At 70.5% G+C, this 19,973-nt stretch carries 16 protein-coding genes and 1 pseudogene; 5 read left to right on the top strand and 12 right to left on the bottom strand.

Annotated features, from left to right (window positions below):
- Positions 1-3: 3 nt before the first annotated feature.
- The 3 genes from OG403_RS01455 to OG403_RS01445 all read right to left on the bottom strand — a co-directional run bounded on the left by OG403_RS01455 (position 4) and on the right by OG403_RS01445 (position 4,566).
- The gene (locus OG403_RS01455; protein ID WP_329560711.1) at positions 4-1,563 is read right to left on the bottom strand and encodes an APC family permease; all 1,560 of its coding nucleotides are present in this window, start codon (positions 1,561-1,563) and stop codon (positions 4-6) included.
- Between the two features lie 214 nt (positions 1,564-1,777).
- Positions 1,778-3,193: an NAD(P)/FAD-dependent oxidoreductase gene (locus OG403_RS01450; protein WP_329560709.1), complete on the bottom strand. Its 1,416-nt coding sequence runs from the start codon at positions 3,191-3,193 to the stop codon at positions 1,778-1,780.
- A gap of 140 nt (positions 3,194-3,333) precedes the next feature.
- Entirely contained in the window at positions 3,334-4,566 is a 1,233-nt protein-coding gene (locus tag OG403_RS01445) for a saccharopine dehydrogenase family protein (RefSeq protein ID WP_329560707.1), read from the bottom strand.
- A gap of 160 nt (positions 4,567-4,726) precedes the next feature.
- Here OG403_RS01445 and OG403_RS01440 point away from each other — a divergent pair, with 160 nt between their 5' ends.
- Positions 4,727-5,392 (top strand): cupin domain-containing protein, encoded by a 666-nt coding sequence (locus OG403_RS01440; RefSeq protein ID WP_329560705.1) that lies wholly within the window; start codon positions 4,727-4,729, stop codon positions 5,390-5,392.
- 81 nt (positions 5,393-5,473) lie between these two features.
- On the opposite strand, the gene OG403_RS01435 is transcribed toward OG403_RS01440, so the two are convergent.
- Both OG403_RS01435 and OG403_RS01430 read right to left on the bottom strand, forming a co-directional pair.
- Complete coding sequence (locus OG403_RS01435) at positions 5,474-7,882, bottom strand: SpoIIE family protein phosphatase (RefSeq protein ID WP_329560703.1); 2,409 nt, start codon at positions 7,880-7,882, stop codon at positions 5,474-5,476.
- A 125-nt stretch (positions 7,883-8,007) separates the two neighbouring features.
- Entirely contained in the window at positions 8,008-8,631 is a 624-nt protein-coding gene (locus OG403_RS01430) for a TetR/AcrR family transcriptional regulator (protein WP_329560701.1), read from the bottom strand.
- 349 nt (positions 8,632-8,980) lie between these two features.
- Here OG403_RS01430 and OG403_RS01425 point away from each other — a divergent pair, with 349 nt between their 5' ends.
- Positions 8,981-10,564: a hypothetical protein gene (locus tag OG403_RS01425; protein WP_329560700.1), complete on the top strand. Its 1,584-nt coding sequence runs from the start codon at positions 8,981-8,983 to the stop codon at positions 10,562-10,564.
- Positions 10,565-10,679: 115 nt separating this feature from the next.
- Complete coding sequence (opgC, locus tag OG403_RS01420; RefSeq protein ID WP_329560698.1) at positions 10,680-11,828, top strand: OpgC domain-containing protein; 1,149 nt, start codon at positions 10,680-10,682, stop codon at positions 11,826-11,828.
- A gap of 68 nt (positions 11,829-11,896) precedes the next feature.
- Here opgC and OG403_RS01415 read toward each other — a convergent pair whose 3' ends face one another.
- From OG403_RS01415 to OG403_RS01390, 6 genes and pseudogenes are all read right to left on the bottom strand, one after another.
- The gene (locus tag OG403_RS01415; RefSeq protein ID WP_329560696.1) at positions 11,897-12,304 is read right to left on the bottom strand and encodes a hypothetical protein; all 408 of its coding nucleotides are present in this window, start codon (positions 12,302-12,304) and stop codon (positions 11,897-11,899) included.
- Positions 12,305-12,750: 446 nt separating this feature from the next.
- The gene (locus OG403_RS01410; RefSeq protein ID WP_329560694.1) at positions 12,751-13,734 is read right to left on the bottom strand and encodes a hypothetical protein; all 984 of its coding nucleotides are present in this window, start codon (positions 13,732-13,734) and stop codon (positions 12,751-12,753) included.
- Positions 13,735-13,935: 201 nt separating this feature from the next.
- Entirely contained in the window at positions 13,936-14,688 is a 753-nt protein-coding gene (locus tag OG403_RS01405) for a hypothetical protein (RefSeq protein ID WP_329560692.1), read from the bottom strand.
- 249 nt (positions 14,689-14,937) lie between these two features.
- Positions 14,938-15,898: pseudogene (locus tag OG403_RS01400) on the bottom strand (IS701 family transposase); the annotation flags it as partial.
- On the bottom strand, positions 15,847-16,218 hold the full coding sequence (locus OG403_RS01395; RefSeq protein ID WP_329560689.1) for a hypothetical protein: 372 nt from the start codon (positions 16,216-16,218) through the stop codon (positions 15,847-15,849). The pseudogene OG403_RS01400 and the gene OG403_RS01395, both read right to left, overlap by 52 nt.
- Positions 16,219-16,263: 45 nt before the next feature.
- A complete protein-coding gene (locus OG403_RS01390) occupies positions 16,264-16,470 on the bottom strand; it encodes a hypothetical protein (RefSeq protein WP_329560688.1) in 207 nt (68 codons plus the stop codon).
- A gap of 215 nt (positions 16,471-16,685) precedes the next feature.
- Here OG403_RS01390 and OG403_RS01385 point away from each other — a divergent pair, with 215 nt between their 5' ends.
- The gene (locus OG403_RS01385; RefSeq protein WP_329560686.1) at positions 16,686-17,411 is read left to right on the top strand and encodes a dienelactone hydrolase family protein; all 726 of its coding nucleotides are present in this window, start codon (positions 16,686-16,688) and stop codon (positions 17,409-17,411) included.
- Positions 17,412-17,643: 232 nt separating this feature from the next.
- Here OG403_RS01385 and OG403_RS01380 read toward each other — a convergent pair whose 3' ends face one another.
- Positions 17,644-18,951 (bottom strand): MFS transporter, encoded by a 1,308-nt coding sequence (locus tag OG403_RS01380; RefSeq protein WP_329560684.1) that lies wholly within the window; start codon positions 18,949-18,951, stop codon positions 17,644-17,646.
- 382 nt (positions 18,952-19,333) lie between these two features.
- Here OG403_RS01380 and OG403_RS01375 point away from each other — a divergent pair, with 382 nt between their 5' ends.
- Entirely contained in the window at positions 19,334-19,939 is a 606-nt protein-coding gene (locus OG403_RS01375) for an SGNH/GDSL hydrolase family protein (protein ID WP_329560683.1), read from the top strand.
- Positions 19,940-19,973: the final 34 nt, after the last annotated feature.

Genomic DNA, 19,973 nt, shown 5'->3' with positions numbered 1-19,973 from the left:
GGGCTACTCGGCGGGTGCCGGGAGGGCGGCCGAGGTGGGGATGACCTCCTTGCGGAAGAAGGCGGGGCGCACGGCGGCGTAGCCGAACATCACCACGACGCCGACCACCAGCGAGCCGATCCCGATCACCGAGACCCGGCCGACCTTGCCCAGCAGGGGCAGGGTGACGCTGCCGGTCCCGTACGCGGGGTCGGCGTAGACGAAGAACGCGGCGTAGACGAAGAGCCCGAACAGGATCAGCGCGCCCAGGCCCGGCAGGATGCCCTTGAACCACAGGTCGCGGGCGCTGCGGGTGAGCACCTTGCGGTAGTACCAGACGCAGGCCAGGCCGGTGAGTCCGTAGTAGAAGGCGATCGCCAGGCCGATCGAGCCGATCGAGTCGGTCAGCACGTTGCTGCTGACCACGGTGAGCACGATGTAGAAGGCGATCGAGGCGACGCCCATGCCGACCGTGGACCAGGTCGGGGTCAGGTACCTGCTGTGGATGCGGGCGAAGCGGTCGGGCAGCGCCTTGTGCGCGGCCATCGACAGCGTGGTGCGCGCGGTCGGCAGGATCGAGGTCTGGGTGGAGGCGGCCGAGGAGGTGAGCACCATGAAGATGAGCAGCTTGGCCATGAACCAGCCGATGCCGCTGCTGCCGAACACCTCCCCGCCCAGGCCGGAGAGCACGTCGCCGGAGTTGGCGGGGTTGCCCAGCCCGCTGCCGGTGGCGCCGACGCCCGCGAAGGCCTGCGCCGAGGTGCTGACCACGGCGTAGATCAGCAGCAGCAGCACGGTGGAGATCACGGCCGCCCGCCCGGGGGTGCGGGTGGCGTCCTTGGTCTCCTCGTTGACCGAGACGGCGGTGTCCCAGCCCCAGTAGATGAAGATCGCGGCGAGGATGCCCTTGGTGAAGGCGCTGGGGGAGTCAATGGCCAGCGGGTTGAACCAGGAGAGGGAGATGTGGGTCGATCCCGCGACGCCGTGGCCGCTGTAGACCTTGACCAGGGCGGTGACGGAGAGGATCGCGAGCAGCACCACCTCGACGCTCAGCAGGATCTTCTGCAGGGTGGCGGAGATCTCGATGCCGATGTAGCAGAGCCAGGTCATCAGGACGATCCAGACCACGCCGGCCACCGTGGTCCAGGTGGTGCTGGCCGCGAGCGAGTCGGCGCCGATCAGGGTGAAGCCGTACTGCCCGGCGATCTGGGCGAGGTTGGCGAGCACGATGACGTCGGCGACGATGATCCCCCAGCCGCCCATCCAGCCGGTGCGCGGGCCGAAGGTCCGGGCGGCCCAGGTGAAGGTGGTGCCGCAGTCGGGGTCGGCCTCGTTCAACTCCTTGTACCCGTAGGCGATCAGCAGCATCGGGATGAAGGCGAGGATCATGACGATCGGTGACTGCAGGCCGACGCCGGCGATCACGATCCCCAGGGTGGCCGCCAGGCTGTAGGCGGGTGCGGTCGAGGCGAGGCCGATGGCGACGCTGGACACCAGACCGAGCGAGCTGCCCCTGAGTCCCTTCTCCCCGGCCTGGAAGTCGGCGGCGACCGGCTGGGCGGGCGGCGGTGGTGTGCTTGGCATGAGGGTCTCCGAGTCTGTGGGGGACGCGGGGACGGCCGACGGAGCTGATCGGCTGTCACTGGGCGAGGTACGTGGGGGCACACCGGGGCGCGGGATGGGCGCGCTCGGTCTGCACTGACGGTGAATATTAATTCACACCTACTGAACGCAGTGTTCGGTGAAGCTACCACCGCCCTCAGGTGTCGACAAGGGGCGCCGCGGGCACGGCCGGGTCTCAGTGCCGCCCGGCGATCCGGTCGGCGACCCGGGCGATGGGCGAGGTGGTGGCCCGCCCGCCGCGCTCCTGGCGGTCCGCCGCGTGGTAGGCGGCGTACATGCCGTGCACGCCGAGCCAGCGCAGCGGCTCGGGCTCCCAGCGGCGCACGGTGTGGCCGACCCAGGGCAGCGCGGTCAGTTCGGTCCCGCCGCCCGCGCCGGTCGCCCGCAGCACCAGGTCGCGCAGCGTCCGGCCGGCCAGGTTGGCGGTGGTCACGCCGCTGCCGACGTAGCCGCCCGCCCAGCCCAGGCCCGAGTGCGGATCCAACTCGACGGTGCAGCACCAGTCGCGTGGCACGCCGAGCACACCGGACCAGGCGTGCGCGATCCCCACCTCGGCGGCGGCCGGGAAGAAGTCGTCCAGGATCGCCCGCAGTTGGCGCACCGTGCGGGGCGCGGTGCCGCCGTCGTGGTCGGTGCGCGAGCCGAAGCGGTACGGCACGCCGCGCCCGCCGAGGGCGATCCGGTCGTCGGCGGTGCGCTGCGCGTACATGTAGGCGTGCGCCAGGTCGCCCAGGGTGTCGTACCGCTGCCAGCCGACCTCGGCCCAGAAGGACGGCGGCAGCGGCTCGGTGACGATCATGGACGAGTTCATCGGCAGCCAGGTCCGGCGCCGGCCGCGCAGCGCGGCGGCGAAGCCCTCGGTGGCCCGCAGCACGAAGGCGGCGCTGACCGTGCCCCGCGCGGTGACGGCCTGCGCCGGGGCGCCGGCCGCGGCCGGCCGGATCTCGGTGACCGCGGTGCCCTCGTACACCCGCACACCCAGCGCCCGCACCACCGCGGCCAGGCCCCGGACCAGGAGCGCGGGCTGGATCCGGGCCCCGTGCGGGCTCCAACTGGCGGCCAGCGTGCCGGCCACCGCGAGCCGCTCGGCCGCCTCATCGGCCGAGAGCAGCACCTGCTCGAGCTGGCCGAAGGCGTGCTCCTCAGCGACGAAGGCCTCCAGGCGCGCCAGTTGGGGGCGGCTGCGGGCCACCTCCAGGACACCGCCCTTGACGATGCCGGCCTCGATGGCTTCAGCCGCGGCGACCCTGATCACCTCGTCCACCGAGGCGTTCATCGCCCGCTGCATGCGGATCGCGGCCTCCTTGCCGTGGCTGCGGGCGAAGGCGCCGCGCCCGGCGAACCCGCCGTACAGCCAGCCGCCGTTGCGGCCGGAGGCGCCGTAGCCGCAGAACCGCTGCTCCAGGACGGCGATCCGGAGGCTCGGATCGGCCTTCTTCAGGTAGTAGGCGGTCCACAGTCCGGTGTAGCCGCCGCCCACCACGCAGACGTCCACCTCGGTGGAGCCGTCCAGCGGTTGGCCGGGCTGCGGCACGCCCAGGGTGGAGTACCAGAAGGAGACACCGCCGTTGGCGGTGGTGGCTGTGCCCACGGGAAACCTGCTTCCGTTCTCTGCTGCTCGATGCTGTGACCGGCGGGCGGCGCGGCCGCGCGCTGCGCGGCGGCTGCTGCGGGTCGTCCGCCGGGCGGCGGGCCGGGTCGCCCGCCGCCGGTCCGGGTCCTGGCGGGTGCTCAGCCGCGGACGGTCGGGTCCTGCTCGCGCAGCCCCCACGGGGAGCCGTACTCGACCAGCAGGTCGAGGAACGGCCGCGGCGCCAGTGCCTCGGGGCCCAGGATCCCGGAGCCGCTCCAGGTGCCGCGGGCCAGCAACTCCAGCGCGACCACCGGGTTGATGGCCGTCTGCCAGACCACGGCCTGCGAGCCGTACTCCCGCATTGTCCACTCGTTGTCGACGACGTGGTAGAGGTACACCTCGCGCGGCGCGCCGTCCTTGGTGCCCCTGACCCAGGTGCCGGCGCAGGTCTTGCCGCGCATCCGGTCGCCGAGGGTGGCCGGGTCGGGCAGGCAGGCCGCGACCAGGTCGCGCGGCGAGACCTTCACCGGTCCGGCGTCGCTGGCCACCGTGACCGGCGCGGTGCGGTCCAGGCCGAGCTTGTGCAGGGTCCGCAGGACGCTGATGAACTCCTCGCCCAGGCCGTACTTGAAGGTGACCCGGCCCGCGTCGACCCAGCGCGGGATCAGCAGCACCTCCTCGTGCTCGACGTTCACGCACTCCACCGGCCCGATGCCCTCGGGGAAGTCGAAGACCTCGGGCTCGGTGAACGGCTCGGTGGTGTACCAGCCGCGGTCCTTCTCGAAGACCACCGGCGGGTTCAGGCACTCCTCGATGGTGGTCCAGATCGAGAACGAGGGCGCGAAGTCGTAGCCGTCGACCGTCAGGTTGGCGCCGTCCCGGACGCCGATCTCCTCGATCTCGTCGAACAGTTCGTCGGCCGCGTAGCGCGCGAAGACGTCCGACAGGCCCGGCTCGACGCCGATGCCGACCAGCGCGAGCCGGCCCTTGGCGGCCCAGTCGGCCTGCTGCTCGAACTGCGCGTCGCCAAGCTTGACCCCGGTCAGCTGGTACGGCTGCTCGGGGTGCGGCGTGGAGAGCGACATCGCCATGTCCAGGTAGTTTGCGTCGCCGGCCAGCGCCGCCGCGAAGAGCGGCGGGACGAAGCGCGGATCGGTGGCGTTCAGCAGCACGTCGCACCGCCACTCGGTGAGCAGGGCCCGCACGGCCGCCGGGTCGGCGGCGTCGACGCGAACCGCCGAGAACCGGCTGTCCGCCACCGCCGCCACCGCCCGCTCGGCCCGCGCGAGGTCGTAGTCCGCGACCACCAGGTGCTCGAAGAAGTCCCTGCGGGCGGCGATCGCCACGACCGCCGAACCCACACCGCCGGCGCCGACCAGAAGAATCCGCATGGGATCGCCTCTCGAAGATCGTAAAGCTTGATTGAACAGCTTGTTCAGTGAAGCTATCATCGGTGTTCAGTGGTGGCAAGAGTCACATGTACCCAGGTCAACGCCCCCGGGCCTAGACTTCATCGGGCAGGCGGCTCGACGGCAGAGGACGGTGGTCAGGATGCGTTCATCCGGGGGGAAGTCCGCCAAGGACAAGCCCGAGGACGAGCCCAAGGAGAAGCCCGGGGGCAAGGGCGCCCGCTCGACGCACGGCGGCGACTCGCACGTCGGCGCCCGGGTGCGCGACTACCGCCAGATGCGCCGGCTGACGCTGCGCGCGCTGGGCGAGGCGGCCGGAGTCAGCCCGAGCTTCCTCAGCCAGCTCGAGAACGGGCGCACCGAGGCCAGCGTCAGCTCGCTGCGCCGGATCGCCCTCGCGCTCGGCATCGCGGTCGCCGACCTCTTCGAGACCCGTGCGCCGGTGCGGCACCAGGTCCTGCGACGCGAGGACCGACCCGAGGTGGGAGTCCAGGCCGGCTCGCGGAAGTTCATGATCGCGCAGCCGCCGCTGCGGCATCTGGAGGTCTACAGCGCCGACTTCGAGCCCGGGGCCAGCACCGGCGACGGCGCCTACACCCACGGCGACGCCCAGGAGATCCTGCTCGTCCTCAACGGCGAGGTCAGCCTGGAGCTCGACGACGAGAAGTACGTGCTGCGCACCGGGGACAGCATCGAGTACGCCACCTCGGTGCCGCACCGCCTGGTGAACACCGCGGCCGGCACCACCGAGGTGCTGTGGATCATCAGCCCGCCCACCCCGGACGAGACCGCGGTCGAGCGCGGCTGACCGGACAGCGACGCGCCCGCTGTAGTGCGCCCGGACCCGCCGCCCCGCCGAGCCCGGCTTCGGGCGTGAGCCAGGGCCTGGTCAGAGCCGGGGCAGGCGGGGCAGCGGCTGCTCGGCCCAGATGGTCTTGCCGGTGCCGCTGTGCCGGGTGCCCCAGCGTTCGGTGAGCTGGGCGACCAGCAGCAGGCCGCGTCCGCCCTCGTCGAAGATGCGGGCGCGGCGCAGGTGCGGCGCGGTGCTGCTGGCGTCGGAGACCTCGCAGATCAGCGTCCGGTCCTTGATGAGCCGTAGCTGGATGGGCGGGGCGGCGTACCGGATCGCGTTGGTCACCAGCTCGCTGACCGTGAGTTCGGTGACGAAGGCCAGCTCGTCCAGCTCCCACGCGTGGAGCTGCGCGGTCGCCTTCGCGCGGATCTCGGCGACGACGGCCGGATCGGCGGGGACGTCCCAGCGGGCGACGTGGGCGATGTCCAGGGCACGGGTGCGGGCGATGAGCAGGGCGACGTCGTCGGTGGGCCGCGCGTCGAGCAGCTCCGCCAGGACGGTGTCGCAGATGGTGTCGAGCGAGGGGCCGGCAGCCGTGGCCAGGGCCGTGCGCAGGGTGCTCAGGCCGGTGTCGACGTCGCGACCGCGGGCTTCGATCAGGCCGTCGGTGTACAGCGCGAGGAGGCTGCCTTCGGGGAGCTCGGTTTCGACGCACTCGAAGGGCAGCCCACCCAGGCCCAGCGGTGGGCCGGTGGGCAGTTCGATGAAGTCCACGGTGCCGTCGGGGGTGACCAGCGCGGGCCACGGGTGGCCGGCGTCGGCGAGCGAGCACCGGCGGGAGACGGGGTCGTAGACCGCGTACAGGCAGGTGGCTCCGAGCTCTCCCGGTGGTACGTCCGCGCACTCCTGCCCGGTGCCGAGTCGGATGACCAGGTCGTCCAGGTGCGCGAGCAGCTCGTCCGGGGCCAGGTCGACGTCGGCGAGGGTGCGCACGGCCGTGCGCAGGCGACCCATGGCGGCGGAGGCGTGGATGCCGTGGCCGACGATGTCGCCGACGACGAGGGCGACCCGGGCTCCGGAGAGCGGGATCACGTCGAACCAGTCACCGCCGACGCCCGCCTGCGAGCCGGCGGGCAGGTAGCGGCCCGCGACGTCGACGGCGGTCTGCTCGGGCGTCCCCCGCGGCAGCAGGCTCTGCTGGAGGGCCAGGGCGGCGGTGTGCTCACGCGTGTAGCGGCGGGCGTTGTCGATGCAGACCGCGGCGCGGGCCGCCAGTTCCTCGGCGACCCGCAGGTCGTCCGGCCCGTACGGTGCGGCGTTGGGGTCCAGCCGGGTGAAGAGGACGACGCCGAGGTTCGTGCCGCGTGCCCGCAGTGGCGCCGTGAGCAGCGAATGCGGGTGGTGCCGGCGCACCCAGGCGGCCCGGTCCGGGTCCTCGGCCAGCCACTGGGCGATCTCGGGATCGGTCATCCGGTGGGCGATGGCGCGGCCGGCGGCCAGGCAGCGGGCATTGGGGGAGCGGGCCGGGTAGGTGGCCGGCTGGCCGGCCGCGACGACGCCCGGCCGGTCCGAGCGGACGGCCACCCGCCGCAGGACCAGCGGCCCGCCGGTCGGGATCGGTGCGGGCTCGTCCCCCTCCAGCACGGCGTCGAGCAGGTCGACCGAGACGAAGTCCGCGCAGGCGGGAACGGCCACGTCGGCCAGCTCCTGGGCGGTGCGGACCACGTCCAGGCTGCTGCCGATCCGCCTGCTGGCCTCGTTGAGCAGCGCCAGGCGTTCCCGGGACGCCTGCTGCTCGGAGAAGTCGAGCGCGGCCAGCTGCACACCGCGGACCAGCCCGGCCGGGTCCTTGAGCGGGGTGAAGTGGGTGATCCAGGCATGCGCGCGGGCCTCGCCCGGCACCCGCAGGTAGTTCTCGAGCTGCTCCGGCTCTCCGGTCGCCGCCACCCGCTCGACGCTGCGCTGCGGGCCCTCGAACAGCGGATCCGACAGGTGCTCGGTGATCCGAAGCCCGCGGACCTCCTGCTGGGAGGCGCCGAGCTGCTCCGCCATGGCCTCGTTGACGTGCAGGAACCGCCCCTCGGTGTCGTAGATCGCCAGGGCGAACGGGGACTGGTCGAACGACAGGGGGAGCAGCTGGTCGTCGTCGCTCTCCCCGTGCGGCAGCGGGGCGGCCTGGAGCAGCCAGTCGACCCGCCCGTCACCGTCGACCAGCGAACGCACGGCCAGCCGGCACCGCACCGGCCGTCCGTCGCGATCGCGCAGGACCACGCCGCCGGTCCAGCCTTCGTGGTCGGCCAGCCGTCCGTGGGCGGACGCCGGGAGCGGGGAGGCGAGCAGCTCCGTCGCGGCCCGGCCCACGGCTTCGGAGGCCGAGTACCCGAGCAGTTGCTGGGCGCCCGGACTCCAGCCGGTCAGCGCTCCGTCCCCGGCCGCCAGGGCCACGGCCGCCCCCGGGGCGAAGGTTCCGGCAGGATGACCGCCGCCGGTCGCTGACGTGTCCATGGTTGACCATCTCGCTTCGGGTCTCCGTTGGTTCCAGGATTCCTCGGGCGCGGCGCCATTTCACCTTGGTCGCTGACGGCCTCCCGCGCAGGCGAGCTGGCCGTTCTCGCGAACCCGGTGGGGGGTCAGTGCTGATGCGGGGTCCGCAGGCTGTTCAGGGTCTCCTCGAAGCCGCGGATCAGGATGGTGAGGCCGGTTTCGAAGGCCAGGTCGCTGAGCTGGGACGGGCCGCCGGGGGTCGGGTCCGGGCCGGGCGGCACGCCCTGGTTCGGCAGCGGTACCGTCTGCGGCAGGCCGAAGTCGAGGGCCGCGCCGGCGAGGAAGTACTCCAGGCACTGGACGATCGGCGCCAGGCGGTCCTCCGGCCAGCCCGCCTCGCGCAGCACGGCGAAGGTGTTGGCGTAGCTCTGGAGTGCGGCGATGGACTGCGTCGGTCGCGTCACCAGCAGGGGGACCATGTTCGGGTGGGCGGCGAAGGTGGCGCGGTAGGCGCGTGCCCAGCTGTCGAGCGCGGCGGTCCAGGGGCGGATGGCCGGGTCGAGATCCATCTCCACGACGAGGAGTTCGCTGATCCCGTCGACGATCTCGGCGCGGCTGGCGACGTAGTTGTAGAGGGACGGGCCCTTGACGCCCAGCCGGGCCGCGAGCCGGGTGGTCGACAGGGCTTCGGCGCCCTCCTCGTCGACCAGCGCGAGCGCGGCTTCCATGATCCCGGCCCGGGTCAGCAGCGGCCGTGGCGGTCTGCCCATCTCGCTCTCCTCCTGCTGTCCGGGCTCGTCCACCCCGGTGTTGGGCGGTGAACGCGGCCTAGTGTACGTTCTCGCCAGGCAAAACTACTGGCTCTAGTTTTAGGGGGAGTCAGGTGGACCCTGCCTGCTGGCACCCCGGTGGCGGCAGGCGGGGCCGCGCGGACGACTCGTCCGCGCGGGCTCGGCCGACGGCGGACTTCGGCCGCCATCCACGCGACCCCTTCACGATGCCGGCAGCCACCGCGGTCTTCCCGCGGTGGAGCTTGCCGCCGCTCGATCTGGCATGACCATGGCATCTCATGCTCTGCCAGCCGTCCCTGTCCGCCTTTCGCCGAAGGTGACCCTCCGCATGTCCGTGCGCACCCTCGTGCTGCCCGCGCTCGCCGCCTCCGTTGTGCTCTCGCTCAGCGCCTGCGACCCGACCGCACCGGCCGCCCAGTCCGCCAACCCCTCCAACGCGGCCGCCCCGGCCGCACCCGCCACCCCCGACGGGAGCACGTCCGACTCGCCGACCCCCTCGGGGAGCCAGCGGGTGACCCTGGTGACTCCGGCCGCCGACCGGGCTCCGGCCGGCTCGTCGGCCGGATCGGCGAGCGCGTCGCCGACCGGACCGTCGACCGGACCGTCGAGCGGCCCGACCGCTGCCGGCGCCACCGGGCCGAACGCGACGCCGACCGGCCCGGCCCCGTCCCGGGCGCCCGTCGCGGCCAGCACTCCCGACCTCACGCTGGACTCCTACGACCAGAAGAGCGGCAAGGCCGTCCTCGCTGTCGCCGACACCAGCACCGGCACCCCCAGCCCCGGCACCCCCAGCCCCGGTACCGGCAGCCCCGGCACCCCCAGCCCGGCCGCCTCGGCCGCGGCCACCGCTGCCGTCCGACCCGGCCAGCTGATCGACAGCCCGCCGTCGGCCGCCGCCCCGCACGGAGCGCTGCTCGCCGTCACGGACGTCAAGCCCGCCGCCGACGGCACGGTGGTGGCCGGCACCCGCCCGGCCACCATCTCCGAACTGCTCGGTCAGACCTGGGCCGACATCAAGAGCGCCCTCGACCCGCACAAGATCCAGATCACCCCGAAGCTCAAGGACCTCAAGGCCTCCTACGTCCCGAACCCCGACGGCGGCAACGGCTCCGCTTCGGCCGCCCTGGAACTGGACGCCAACGACAGCATTCCGCTGCCCGGCGGCTCCACGGCCACGCTCAGCGGCTCGCTGGAGCTCGACCCCAGCGTCGCCTTCTCCTACCACGGCACCACCGGCATGCTCGGCGCCGACCAGGCCAGGGTCGGCTTCGACCTCGGCGCGCACGCCAACTGGCACCTCACCGCGAGCCTCTCCGGCTCCACCGGCCAGGTGAAGATCCCGATCGCCACCCTCACCGCCACGCCCACGATCATGGTCGGCCAGGTGCCCGTGGTGATCACCCTCAACCTCACCGTCTACGCCGAGGTCAGTGCCGACGGCACCGTCACCGTCGACACCACGCAGCAGATCGACGGCGACTGGGGCATCCACGCCGACTACACCAAGGCAGCCGGCTGGACCTCGGCGACCGAACCCGTCACCACCAAGATCTCCCCGGTCAGGGCCACGTTCACGGGCAGCGCCGACGTGCGCAGCGGGCTGGTCGCGGACGGCTCCGTCGCGCTCTACGACAGCCTGGGCGTGAAGGCCACCATCGAGCCCTACCTGCGGGCGGCGGTGAACGGCGAGGCCAGTATCGACAGCAGCGGCGCCACTCCCACCGTCACCGGCACGGCCGGCCTCTACGGCGGTCTCGACGTGAACGGAGCCGTGCTGGGGCGGATCGCCATCCTGGGCACCCCGCTGCTCGAGAAGGACCTGCCGTTCAAGCAGTACCACAGCGAATGGCCGATCATCACCCGCTCGGTGGGCGCTGCGACGCCGAACACCACTGCGGTACCGGCGGGCTGAGGTCCGTCGGAAGAGTTGAGCCGGGGCCGGCCACCGGAGGCCGGCCCCGGCGAACTAAGGCAGCTCTGAAGGTCGGTTCAGCCGGTTCACAGACGGATCCGGCGAACTGATCGGTATGACGTCCCTGCTCCTGCCCACCGCGCCCACCGCCGGCGTCACGGCCCGCGTCCGCAGCGGAGCCAGGCCGGCCGGCGGTGCCCCGAAACGCGAGCGAGTGGTCACGCTGGACCTGATGCGCGGCTACTACGTCGGCGTGCTCGCCGCGATCCACCTCGGCTACCTTCCCTCGCTGCTCGGCCTGTTCGACGGTCACGGCGGACTGCTCACGTCCGAGGCCGAGGGCTTCTTCATGATCTCCGGGCTGCTGGTGGGCATGCTGCGCCGCCGCGACCTGGAACGGCACGGGATGGCACGGGTGGTACGCAACTCGTGGCAGCGGGCCGGAAGACTCTACGTGGTCGCGGTCAGCCTCACGCTGCTGTTCTCCTGCGTCGGCCGCTTGGCGGTGGCGCACGGCAGGCCGCAGGTCAAGGTCGGCCTCGACGACCACTCCACGCCGCTCGCCCTCGTGGTGAACGCGCTGACGCTGCGCTACACCTACGGCTGGGCGGACTTCCTGACCTTCTACGTCCCGATGTTCCTGCTCGCGCCGCTGGCGGTGTGGCTCCTCTCGCGCCGACTGGCAGCGCTGGTGCTGCTGGCGGCCTACGCCGGGTTCGTGCTGCCCTCGTGCTACGACACCGGCTCCGGCAGCCCGTTCCTGCAGTGGGGCGTGTACTTCTTCCTGGGCATGACCGCCGGCTACCACTGGGACGACCTGCGGCGCCTGCCGACGCGGATGCCACCGGGAACCTGGCGAGTCCTGCGCACGGGGCTGATCGTGGCCGCCCTGCTGCTCTACGCCGTCGGCACGGTCCTGCTCTACCACCCCGACCTGGCCTCCTCGGCCGGCTACGACAGCCTGTTCCAGAACAACCGGCTCGGCCTGCTGCGCCCCCTGGTGGCGCCGGTGAGCTTCGCCGGCACGTACCTGCTGATCCGCAGGTTCGAGGAGCCGATCGCGCGCACCGCCGGGAAGGTCCTGCTGCCGTTCGGCCGAAGCTCGCTGTACGTCTACGTCGCGCAGAGCTTCTTCGTCTTCCTGGTGCCGTTCGCGTTCGGGGCGCGCGGGTTCTGGTTCAACACGGTGATCGACCTCTCGATCATCGCGGCGATCCAGCTCGCGCTGCGCGCGAGGTTCCTGGCGTTCCTGGTGCCGGCCTGACACCGGCCTCGGGACTGGTGGGCTCGCATGTTGAGGTGTCGCGTATGCCCGATGGATGCGGGCCGCCTTCACTCTGCGTCTACCGTGGATCCGGGCTCACCAATCCCGAGTCCGTAGTAGAAGAGCGAGGGCCCGTCGATTCCCGCCCGCTCCAGGAACAGCCCCTCGTAGTGCTGCAGCAACTCCATCCCGAAGGCGATCTCTGGGACTGTCCCGTCTTCCTCAGAGCTGCTGCCGAGACGAAGCTGCGTCCAGCGCTGCTCGACAGTCGACCACACCACCAGGTGCGTGGGCGCGAAGAACACCCATACGGCGTCGATCTCGTCTGGCAGCGTCGGGGCAGCCAAGGCGTGCGTAATCGCCAGGTCGAGACATTCCACGTAGGGCCGGTCAAGAAAGTGGGACACGATGAACACCACCCGCGCCCTGTCGGGCGAGGACTTGTCCCGCAACTGCTTCGCGGCCTTGGCGATCATCGGCTGGGCCGCCTCGACGACATCGTTCGTTCCGGCATTGCTACTGAGCGTGACAGCCTTGGGGGGAGATTCTGGGTGTCAGGGGCATCCGGTTGGATGAGCACGTGACTGCCTATGACGTAGCTCGCCGGCTCCCTTCCATCGCTGACCTGCGGAACCTGTGCCGCTCACTGGCGATGCTCGATGCGATCTTGAGCCCGGACTGGGAGGGCCGGTACTACTCCTTCAACGCCGGCTGGGCTGAATTACCGCCGAGGAACACATCGAAGAATTGCTGCCGGGAAGCGCGCGGGTTCCAGGATTCCTGTTCATGTGGTGACGGGACCGGTGTGCCAGCCCGGGATTGAATGGGCAAGGCTGCGCGGTTTCGGGCTCCATTATCTGTGTGAGCCCCCGCAAATGCACGTCGTGTTATGACCCGGAGTCGAATACCAGGAGGCCGGGGCTCACGGGGCGAGGCCGACGCGACCACCTGTCGCGGCGAAGTTGTCCATCTGTCCCTGGATATCGTAGCTGTAGCCGTAGCTGTACGTCACAGGACTGACGGGGGAAATGATATGGTCGGGATCTCCCCCAAAGTTCAGTGCGACGACGAAGTCGTCATCTTGCCGTATGGCGACCGAGCCGGAATCGCCCTCGGCAATCCATACGTCGTCGGTGCCCCGGATGAGGATCACATGCGTGCGCGTGCCCTCCGGTGACGTGTAATCGATGCAGTCCACCACACCCTTGGTGAATTTTGTCGTCGCGCCGTACTTGTAGACTGCGTCACCGGGGACGGCCATACCCACGCCTTTGATGGATCGAAATCCCGGCCACCACGGATAGTTGGGTACTTTATTTTCGAAGGAGCGCCAGGTAACCCTGACTATGGCGCAGTCGTTGGCCGCGTTCTGATAGCCTGCCACATAGTTGCCACAGAAATACTTTTCAGGGGGTTCATTGCCGTCATAGTTCGGCTGTATCACTCGGTGGTCATTATGCACTGCACCGACGAGAACATGTCGGCAGGTGAGGAGGTAATCACCCGCGTCTATGCCCTCATTGGGGCGGCCCGTCGTGCGGATGAAACATCCGAGCGACCCGTAGTCCTTCGGCAGCTCCCACGCGGCAATTGCTATGCCGCCGAACAGGGGATCGTGCTGGGCGAACGGGTCGGTTCCCAGTAGTTCGAACCTCCGCTCGTCCTCCTCGACCACGTCCGTGGGGAAGCCGCCGATCATTGGCGGGATCAGCTCTTCGACTGATAGGTCAGCACGCTTGTTCCGCACGTACACGGTGATCGAAAGCGTATCCGTCGTTCTTCCTCCCACCTCCTTCCTGGCGACGGCCACCCCCGTGCATCCTCTCCTGCCGAGTAGCTCTGCCTGGTGGCGGTCGAGTGTCTGCACCATGCGCCGGACGCGTTCCTCGTCTCGCGCGATTGCCATGCCTGGCTCCTTGGGGGCGCCTCTCGATTCGGGGCGTCGGCGGAAGGCCAGCACGTATCCGATGCCGTCCGCCGCCGACCGGCCTTCAGATCTCCAGATCGGCGATGAAGGAGGCTGCTTTGTCACTGTGCCCGGGCGCGCGGGTGGCGTACCTTCGTGCCCGGGCATGTGTGAACAGCGGTCTGCTCCTGCGCAGGAGTCTTAGATCTCGATGCCGGCGACCAACTCTTTGGCCTTGTCGCCGAGCTTCTTAATGACGTCCTCGCGGACCGTAGAATACACCTGCTCATTCAGGACGACATTCTGTCCGCCCTTGTACATGTCCGTTTGGCTGGAATTGAATTCCGTCCAAAAGATCTTGGTCACCTTGGTCGTCGTGGAAAAGCTGAACGCACCAAGCGCCATGGACACGTTTTCGCCGTCACCGGAGGCGCAACTAATCTGGAACGAGCCGTCTGACGCTGTGTGGCTCTGCTGGTCGAACAGCTTACTGGCGCGGCTTTCGCTGTTCTGCTTCAGGGCCTCCATCACGGCAATAGCCAGCGCTATTTCATTCCCGGTCGCGACGGCCGTGAGAATCTGCAGGACCACCGTGTCCACCTGAAAAGCTGCTGCCGCCGCCTGGTAGCGCGTGAAGTGCCACTCCGATACGACCCATCCGACCTGCTCCAGAACGGACCTGTAGTAGGCATACCATTCTTTGGTCTGCTTCTCCCTGTCGTACTTCTTATTCGCGGCGAGCTGGGCCAGCAGAGTGGAGTTGAGCACATCCTGCTTGTGCTGGACACTCAGCCCGTCGGTGAAGCAGACGACACTTCCGTCGGCGACCGATGCCGACTTTTCCGTCGTCAACGCGATCGGAACGTAGGGCAGTTCCGCGACGGCGGGAGGCGTTTCGGCGAGTTCCAGCTCCGCGATGAAGCGCTTTGTTACCGCGATATCGATCGTCGTCATGATGGTCTTCCTCTCCCGCCACGTTGGTGAGGTCGGGGCAGTGTGGGGTCGAAGCCGTCGGCCGGCATCCCTGGGCATGGTCGATGACCTGGCGGACCGGATGAGGAGCCCGCTTTGTCCACCGTCGTCACTCCATCACCCCACATTTCCGCACGGTGTGCAAATCGACCAATCGACGTAATATGTACACGGAGTAACTGTCTTTGTATGCATTGTTTATTGAGTGACGGTCGTGGCAGCCAACCGGGGGCCGGTGGTGTTCTTCGCGGTCTGGAAGTCCTCCTCGATCCGCCACCTGCGGCACACCACCCACACGAGTCTCGCCAGCGGGGCCGGGGCCGGTGACCAGCAGCGGAAGAACGAGACGGTGCCGGTGTAGCGGTGGCGGCGGGCCAGCAGGACCGAGACCCCGGCGTCGTCCTGGCCGTCGGGCGTGTCGTCGGCGACCACCTCCAGCATGGCCCAGTCGTAGTCGCGGGCGCCCTCGGTCCCGGTGCCCGGTCCGCATCCGCTGCCAGGCTCGCTCCGGGATCAGCCGTAACGCGTCCTTGCAGGTCATGGCCCCACCGGGGGTGGTGACCTTGTGGTTGGAGCGGACCGCGATCGCGTACCCGAGCCCGAGGGCGCGGCAGGTGCGCCGCACGTGGCGGCTGCCGTAGACCTCGTCGGCGGCGAAGAACCCGGCCTTGACCTGGTTCTCGGTCACGGCGCGGGTGAGCATCGCGGCGGCGAGTTCGGGCTTGGTCGCGAAGACCAGCTCTTCGGGGACGCCGGTCAGTTCGCGGCGTTCCTCGTCCGCGACCCAGCCCTGGGGCAGGTACAGGGCGCGGTCGATGACCGTGTGCCCGAGAGTGCTGGCGAAGGAGAGATGGACCGCGACCTGGCACACCCCGACGCCGCCGAGGGAGCCGTAGCACTGGTTGCCGGCGCCGACCGCGTCGGTGGAGGACTTCGCGTCCCCGGTCTCGTCCGCGATCAGTATCGCTTCACCGTCGTCCAGCGACGCCACCGCCCAGGCGGCAGCCTGGTCCAGGACCTGCCGGTCGTCCCAGCTCGCGCGGGACAGCAGATGCTGGAGCCGGTGCGGCCCGCTGTGCCCGATCGCCTCCGCGAGGGTCCAGCAGTTCACGCCCTCCAACTCCATGAGCAGGCCTTCGGTCAGCTCGCGGAACGTCGAGCGGGTCTCCCGCCGCGGAAAGCACCCGGCCACTCGACATACGCGGTGCGCACGGCGTCGGTTGTTTCGGCCGTCACGGCGGGGCGGCGGCCGCCCTTGCTGCCCTTGGCCTCGGCGGCGCGCAGTCCGTCGTAGGTCAGCTCGCGCTGGAGTTCGCGCTGGAGTTCGCCGGCGGCGGTGAGGGTCTGCACCATGAACTTCACGGTGGACAGCAACTCGCCTGTGTGTGGGTGGCGGGCGGTGAGGTCCATCGCGGGGAACGCTCCGTCGTGGGTGCGCAGGGCCAGGCGGTCGCGGTGGAGGACGTCGAGTACGTCGAGGATGTGGCCGGTGCCGCGTACGAGGCGGAACATCTCGGAGATGTGCACGGTGTCGCCGGGCCGCGCGTAGGTGAGCAGTTAGCGGAACTTCGGGCGTTGGAGCGGATGGAGGTGGCTGGAGGTGCCGGGGTCTTCCTCGAAGACGACCGGGTCCTCGATCCCGGCCTCGTCCAGGACGAGGTCCTGGCGGGCGGTGGACTGCTGGTCGGTCGAGACCCGCTTGTAGACCAGGTTCGCCGCCGAGGGCCCCTTCCGTACGGAGGACCGGACCCTATCTGTCGTCAAACCCTGTCAGCAATCACCATCGGATCCGAATGGATTCGAGCCGCCGCGAACCCCCGGATTGAGCGGGTTCATCGGACGCGTCGCCCTCCTGTCGTCAGACGATCGTTTGCCGACAGGAGGGCGACGCGTCCGGGTGTTGTAGTCGGGACAGACTGCTGTCTGCCATCGGTGAACACCACCCCGAGCGGGCGCAACGGTCATTACCGTCCAGACTCATGACGACGATTACGACGCGTACGGTCGAGTATCCGGCCGACGGTTTGACGATGATCGGCCACCTCGCGCTCCCGGCCGGTGCCGACCGCCGGCCCGCGGTGCTGCTCGGGCCAGAGGGCACGGGGCTCAGCGACGTCGAGCGCCGCAGGGCCGACGCTCTCGCCGAGCTGGGATATGTAACGCTGGCCTTCGACCTTCACGGTGGGCGCTATCTGGGGGACCCCGAGGAGATGCTGGCCCGCTGCATGCCGCTGCTCGCCGACCCCGACCGGATGCGAGGCATCGGCCACGCGGCGCTCGACGTGTTGCGCACCGAACCGCGAACCGACCCCGACCGGATAGCCGCCGTCGGCTACGGCACCGGGGGCGCCATCGCGCTGGAACTCGGGCGCGCCGGCGTCAACCTGCGCGCGATCGCGACAGTCAACGGGCTGATCACGGGCCGACCGGGCGAGGCGGCGCGCATCCGCTGCCCGGTATGGGCCGGGGTCGGGTCGGAAGACCCGATCATGGCGCCCGCCCAACGGGACGCGTTCACCGCAGAGATGCAGGCCGCGGGCGTCGACTGGCGCCTCGTGGTCTACGGCGGCGCCCTTCACGCCTTCCACCATCCAGCGGTCGACCACACCGTGCGTCCCGGCGTCGGCTACCACCCACGGCACGCACAGCGAGCCTGGCGTGACGTCGTCGCTCTGCTCGCCGAGTGCCTGCCCGTCACGGATTGATCCGATCGGCTCCTGATACTCACTCCTGCCCGCCGCCGTCGCCTTCGACGATATGACGGATCGTCAGTTTCCCCATGAGTCTGGCTGTTTCGCTGTCGGCAGTGCGGCAGTGCGGCAGTGCGGCAGTGCGGCAGTGCGGCAGTGCGGCAGTGCGGCGGCGCGGCGGTGCGACCGGGGCGGCTCACCCTGCTCACCCGGCGAGCAGGAGTGCCTCGTACGCGTGCAGCGGTGCTCAGACCGGCCGCAGCGCACCCGAGGTCAGTGGCGGCCGGACCGCCGGCAGGCGCCGGTACAGCAGACCGATCGCCATGGCGGCCCCCGCTGACGCGATCCCGCCCAGAGCCAGTCCGGCCCGGGGGCTGGCTTCCTGCGAGATCCAGCCGATGAGGGGTGCGACCAGGGGGGTGGTGCCGAGCGAGGCGACCATGTAGAGGCTCGTCACGCGGCCGCGCATCTCGTCGGCCACGCCCAGCTGGATCCGGGCCTTCGCGGCGATCATGACGAGCAGCAGCGCCGTTCCCGTCGGCACCAGCATGAGCAGGAAGGCCGGGTAGCTGGTGGTCAGGCTGGCGCCTGTTTCCGACAGCCCGAAGGCGAGGGCGGTGGCGGCCAGGTAGCGCGGTCCGCAGCGGCCGTAGTGGGCGGCGAGCAGCGAGCCGGCCACCGCGCCGACCGCCAGAGCCGTGGCGCCGAGTCCGAAGGTGGCGGCCCGGGCGTGGAAGACCCGGGTGGCCATCAGCGCGGTGGTGATGGGGAAGTTCATGCCGAACGCGCCGATGAAGGCGACGAGGGTGAGGGTGAGGCCGAGATCGGGATCGGCGCGCACGTAGCGCAGTCCCGCGCGTACCAGGCCCTTGGCGCGGGCGGCGGCGGGCGGCGTGCGCAGCGCGGCGGTGTCCATCAGCAGCAGGGTGGCGAGCACGACGGCGTAGGAGACGGAGTTGAGGAAGAACGCGGGTCCCACGCCGAAGGCGGCGATGACCGGGCCGGCCAGCGCGGGGCCGGCGATGCGGGCCAGGTTGAGCGCCGTGCTGTTCAGGGCCAGGGCGTTCAGCAGGTCGGCCGGGGGGACCGCCTCGGCGATGAAGGCTTGCAGGGCGGGCTTCTCGACCACCGTCGTCAGGCCCAGCACCAGGGCCAGCAGGTAGACGGACCCCAGCGTCGCGGTGCCGGTCACCGCCAGGAACCCGGGGATCAGCGCCAGGACGCACAGGGCTGCCTGGACCGCCACCAGGATCGGCCGCTTGGGGCACCGGTCCACCAGGACCCCGCCGCACGGTCCGAGGAGCAGGAGCGGCAGGAACTGCAGGGCGGTGGTGATGCCCAGCGCCGTACCGTCACCGTGGGAGAGCTTCAGGACCAGCCAGTCCTGGGCCACCTTCTGCATCCAGGTGCCGGTGTTGGAGGCCAGCTGGCCGATGGCGAGAAGTCGGAAGTTGGGGCTGTCCAGGGACCGCAGAAGCGGCCGCGCGCCGGCTGCGGCGCCTCGCCCGGTCGCGCGCCCGTTGCCGCGTCCGCGGGGCCGTCGTCGTGTGTCCAAGAGCGAACCTCTCCTCAGCTTCGGTGTCCGGTGGCCTCGCCCCGTCATCAGCCCCCTGGACGGGTCCGGCTGAACGGGTCCGGCGGCGAGCACCGGGGCGGGCACGGGCGGCCGCAGCCGGTGCGGCTCGGCGGACCGCCACGCGTGCGGGCGCACAGCGACAACGCTGGCACCGCGCTGGGCGGAGCGCTTCCGGTGGGCGCCGATCGAGCGAGGGAGCGAGCGCTTCCTGACGCATGGTCAGGTACGAGCCGACCGGGGACGAGCGCCAGGTGGGGCGGAGGCGGCGGCTCACTACCGGAGCAGCGGATACGTATGATCAACTTCTCGCGGCGCGGCAGAACGTCGCCGTCGGACACGGAACTCCCAGGGGGACAGTCACATGGTCGAACTCACCGGCGAGCCGATGACCTGGGTGATGACCGGTGACAGCATCACCCAGGCCGTCCTGCACACCCACGGTGCGCGGGGGTGGGTGGAGCACGTCCACGAGCGCGTCCGCTGGCAGCTGGACCGGCTGACCGACGTCGTCGTCAACACCGGCGTGTCCGCCTGGCGCGCCAGGGACGTGCTGGCCGCGTACGACCACCTGATCGGCCGGTTCAATCCCGACGTGCTGTCCATCTCGCTGGGCACCAACGACGCCCGCGCCGGGCTGGACGGCCTCGCCGAGTTCCGCGACTCGATGAGCGCGATCATCGCCAGGACCAGCGGCGCACAGATCGTGCTGCACACGCCCGTCCTGGTCAGCCTGGCCGGGCGCGCCGCCCGGGCCGAACTGCCCGCCTACTGCCAGGCCGTGCGTGAGATCGCCGTGCAGACCGGTGCCCTGCTGGTGGACCACGCGGCGTACTGGCTGGCCCGCTTCCCCGACAGCGACCCCATCCCGTGGCTCGACGACCCCGCGCACCCCAACGCCGTCGGCCACCGGCAGATGGCCGACCACACGCTCCGCACCATCGGCCTGGGCGAACTCACCGACGTCTGAGCGCCGACGGGCCGACCCGTCGTGTTCCGGGGCG

The organism is Kitasatospora sp. NBC_01266 (assembly GCF_036242395.1).
In the GTDB taxonomy this organism is placed as follows: domain Bacteria; phylum Actinomycetota; class Actinomycetes; order Streptomycetales; family Streptomycetaceae; genus Kitasatospora.
This window is presented reverse-complemented; position numbering and strand designations above follow the sequence as displayed.

Excerpts from the sequence above, each read along its gene's own strand:
- OG403_RS01410 (WP_329560694.1), bottom strand. The coding sequence starts at position 13,734 with ATGGCAATCGCGCGAGACGAGGAACGCGTCCGGCGCATGGTGCAGACA.
- OG403_RS01440 (WP_329560705.1), top strand. The coding sequence starts at position 4,727 with ATGCGTTCATCCGGGGGGAAGTCCGCCAAGGACAAGCCCGAGGACGAG.
- OG403_RS01435 (WP_329560703.1), bottom strand. The coding sequence starts at position 7,882 with ATGGACACGTCAGCGACCGGCGGCGGTCATCCTGCCGGAACCTTCGCC.
- OG403_RS01405 (WP_329560692.1), bottom strand. The coding sequence starts at position 14,688 with ATGACGACGATCGATATCGCGGTAACAAAGCGCTTCATCGCGGAGCTG.
- OG403_RS01445 (WP_329560707.1), bottom strand. The coding sequence starts at position 4,566 with ATGCGGATTCTTCTGGTCGGCGCCGGCGGTGTGGGTTCGGCGGTCGTG.
- OG403_RS01395 (WP_329560689.1), bottom strand. The coding sequence starts at position 16,218 with ATGTTCCGCCTCGTACGCGGCACCGGCCACATCCTCGACGTACTCGAC.
- OG403_RS01455 (WP_329560711.1), bottom strand. The coding sequence starts at position 1,563 with ATGCCAAGCACACCACCGCCGCCCGCCCAGCCGGTCGCCGCCGACTTC.
- OG403_RS01430 (WP_329560701.1), bottom strand. The coding sequence starts at position 8,631 with ATGGGCAGACCGCCACGGCCGCTGCTGACCCGGGCCGGGATCATGGAA.
- OG403_RS01425 (WP_329560700.1), top strand. The coding sequence starts at position 8,981 with ATGTCCGTGCGCACCCTCGTGCTGCCCGCGCTCGCCGCCTCCGTTGTG.
- opgC (WP_329560698.1), top strand. The coding sequence starts at position 10,680 with ATGACGTCCCTGCTCCTGCCCACCGCGCCCACCGCCGGCGTCACGGCC.
- OG403_RS01385 (WP_329560686.1), top strand. The coding sequence starts at position 16,686 with ATGACGACGATTACGACGCGTACGGTCGAGTATCCGGCCGACGGTTTG.
- OG403_RS01415 (WP_329560696.1), bottom strand. The coding sequence starts at position 12,304 with ATGATCGCCAAGGCCGCGAAGCAGTTGCGGGACAAGTCCTCGCCCGAC.
- OG403_RS01375 (WP_329560683.1), top strand. The coding sequence starts at position 19,334 with ATGGTCGAACTCACCGGCGAGCCGATGACCTGGGTGATGACCGGTGAC.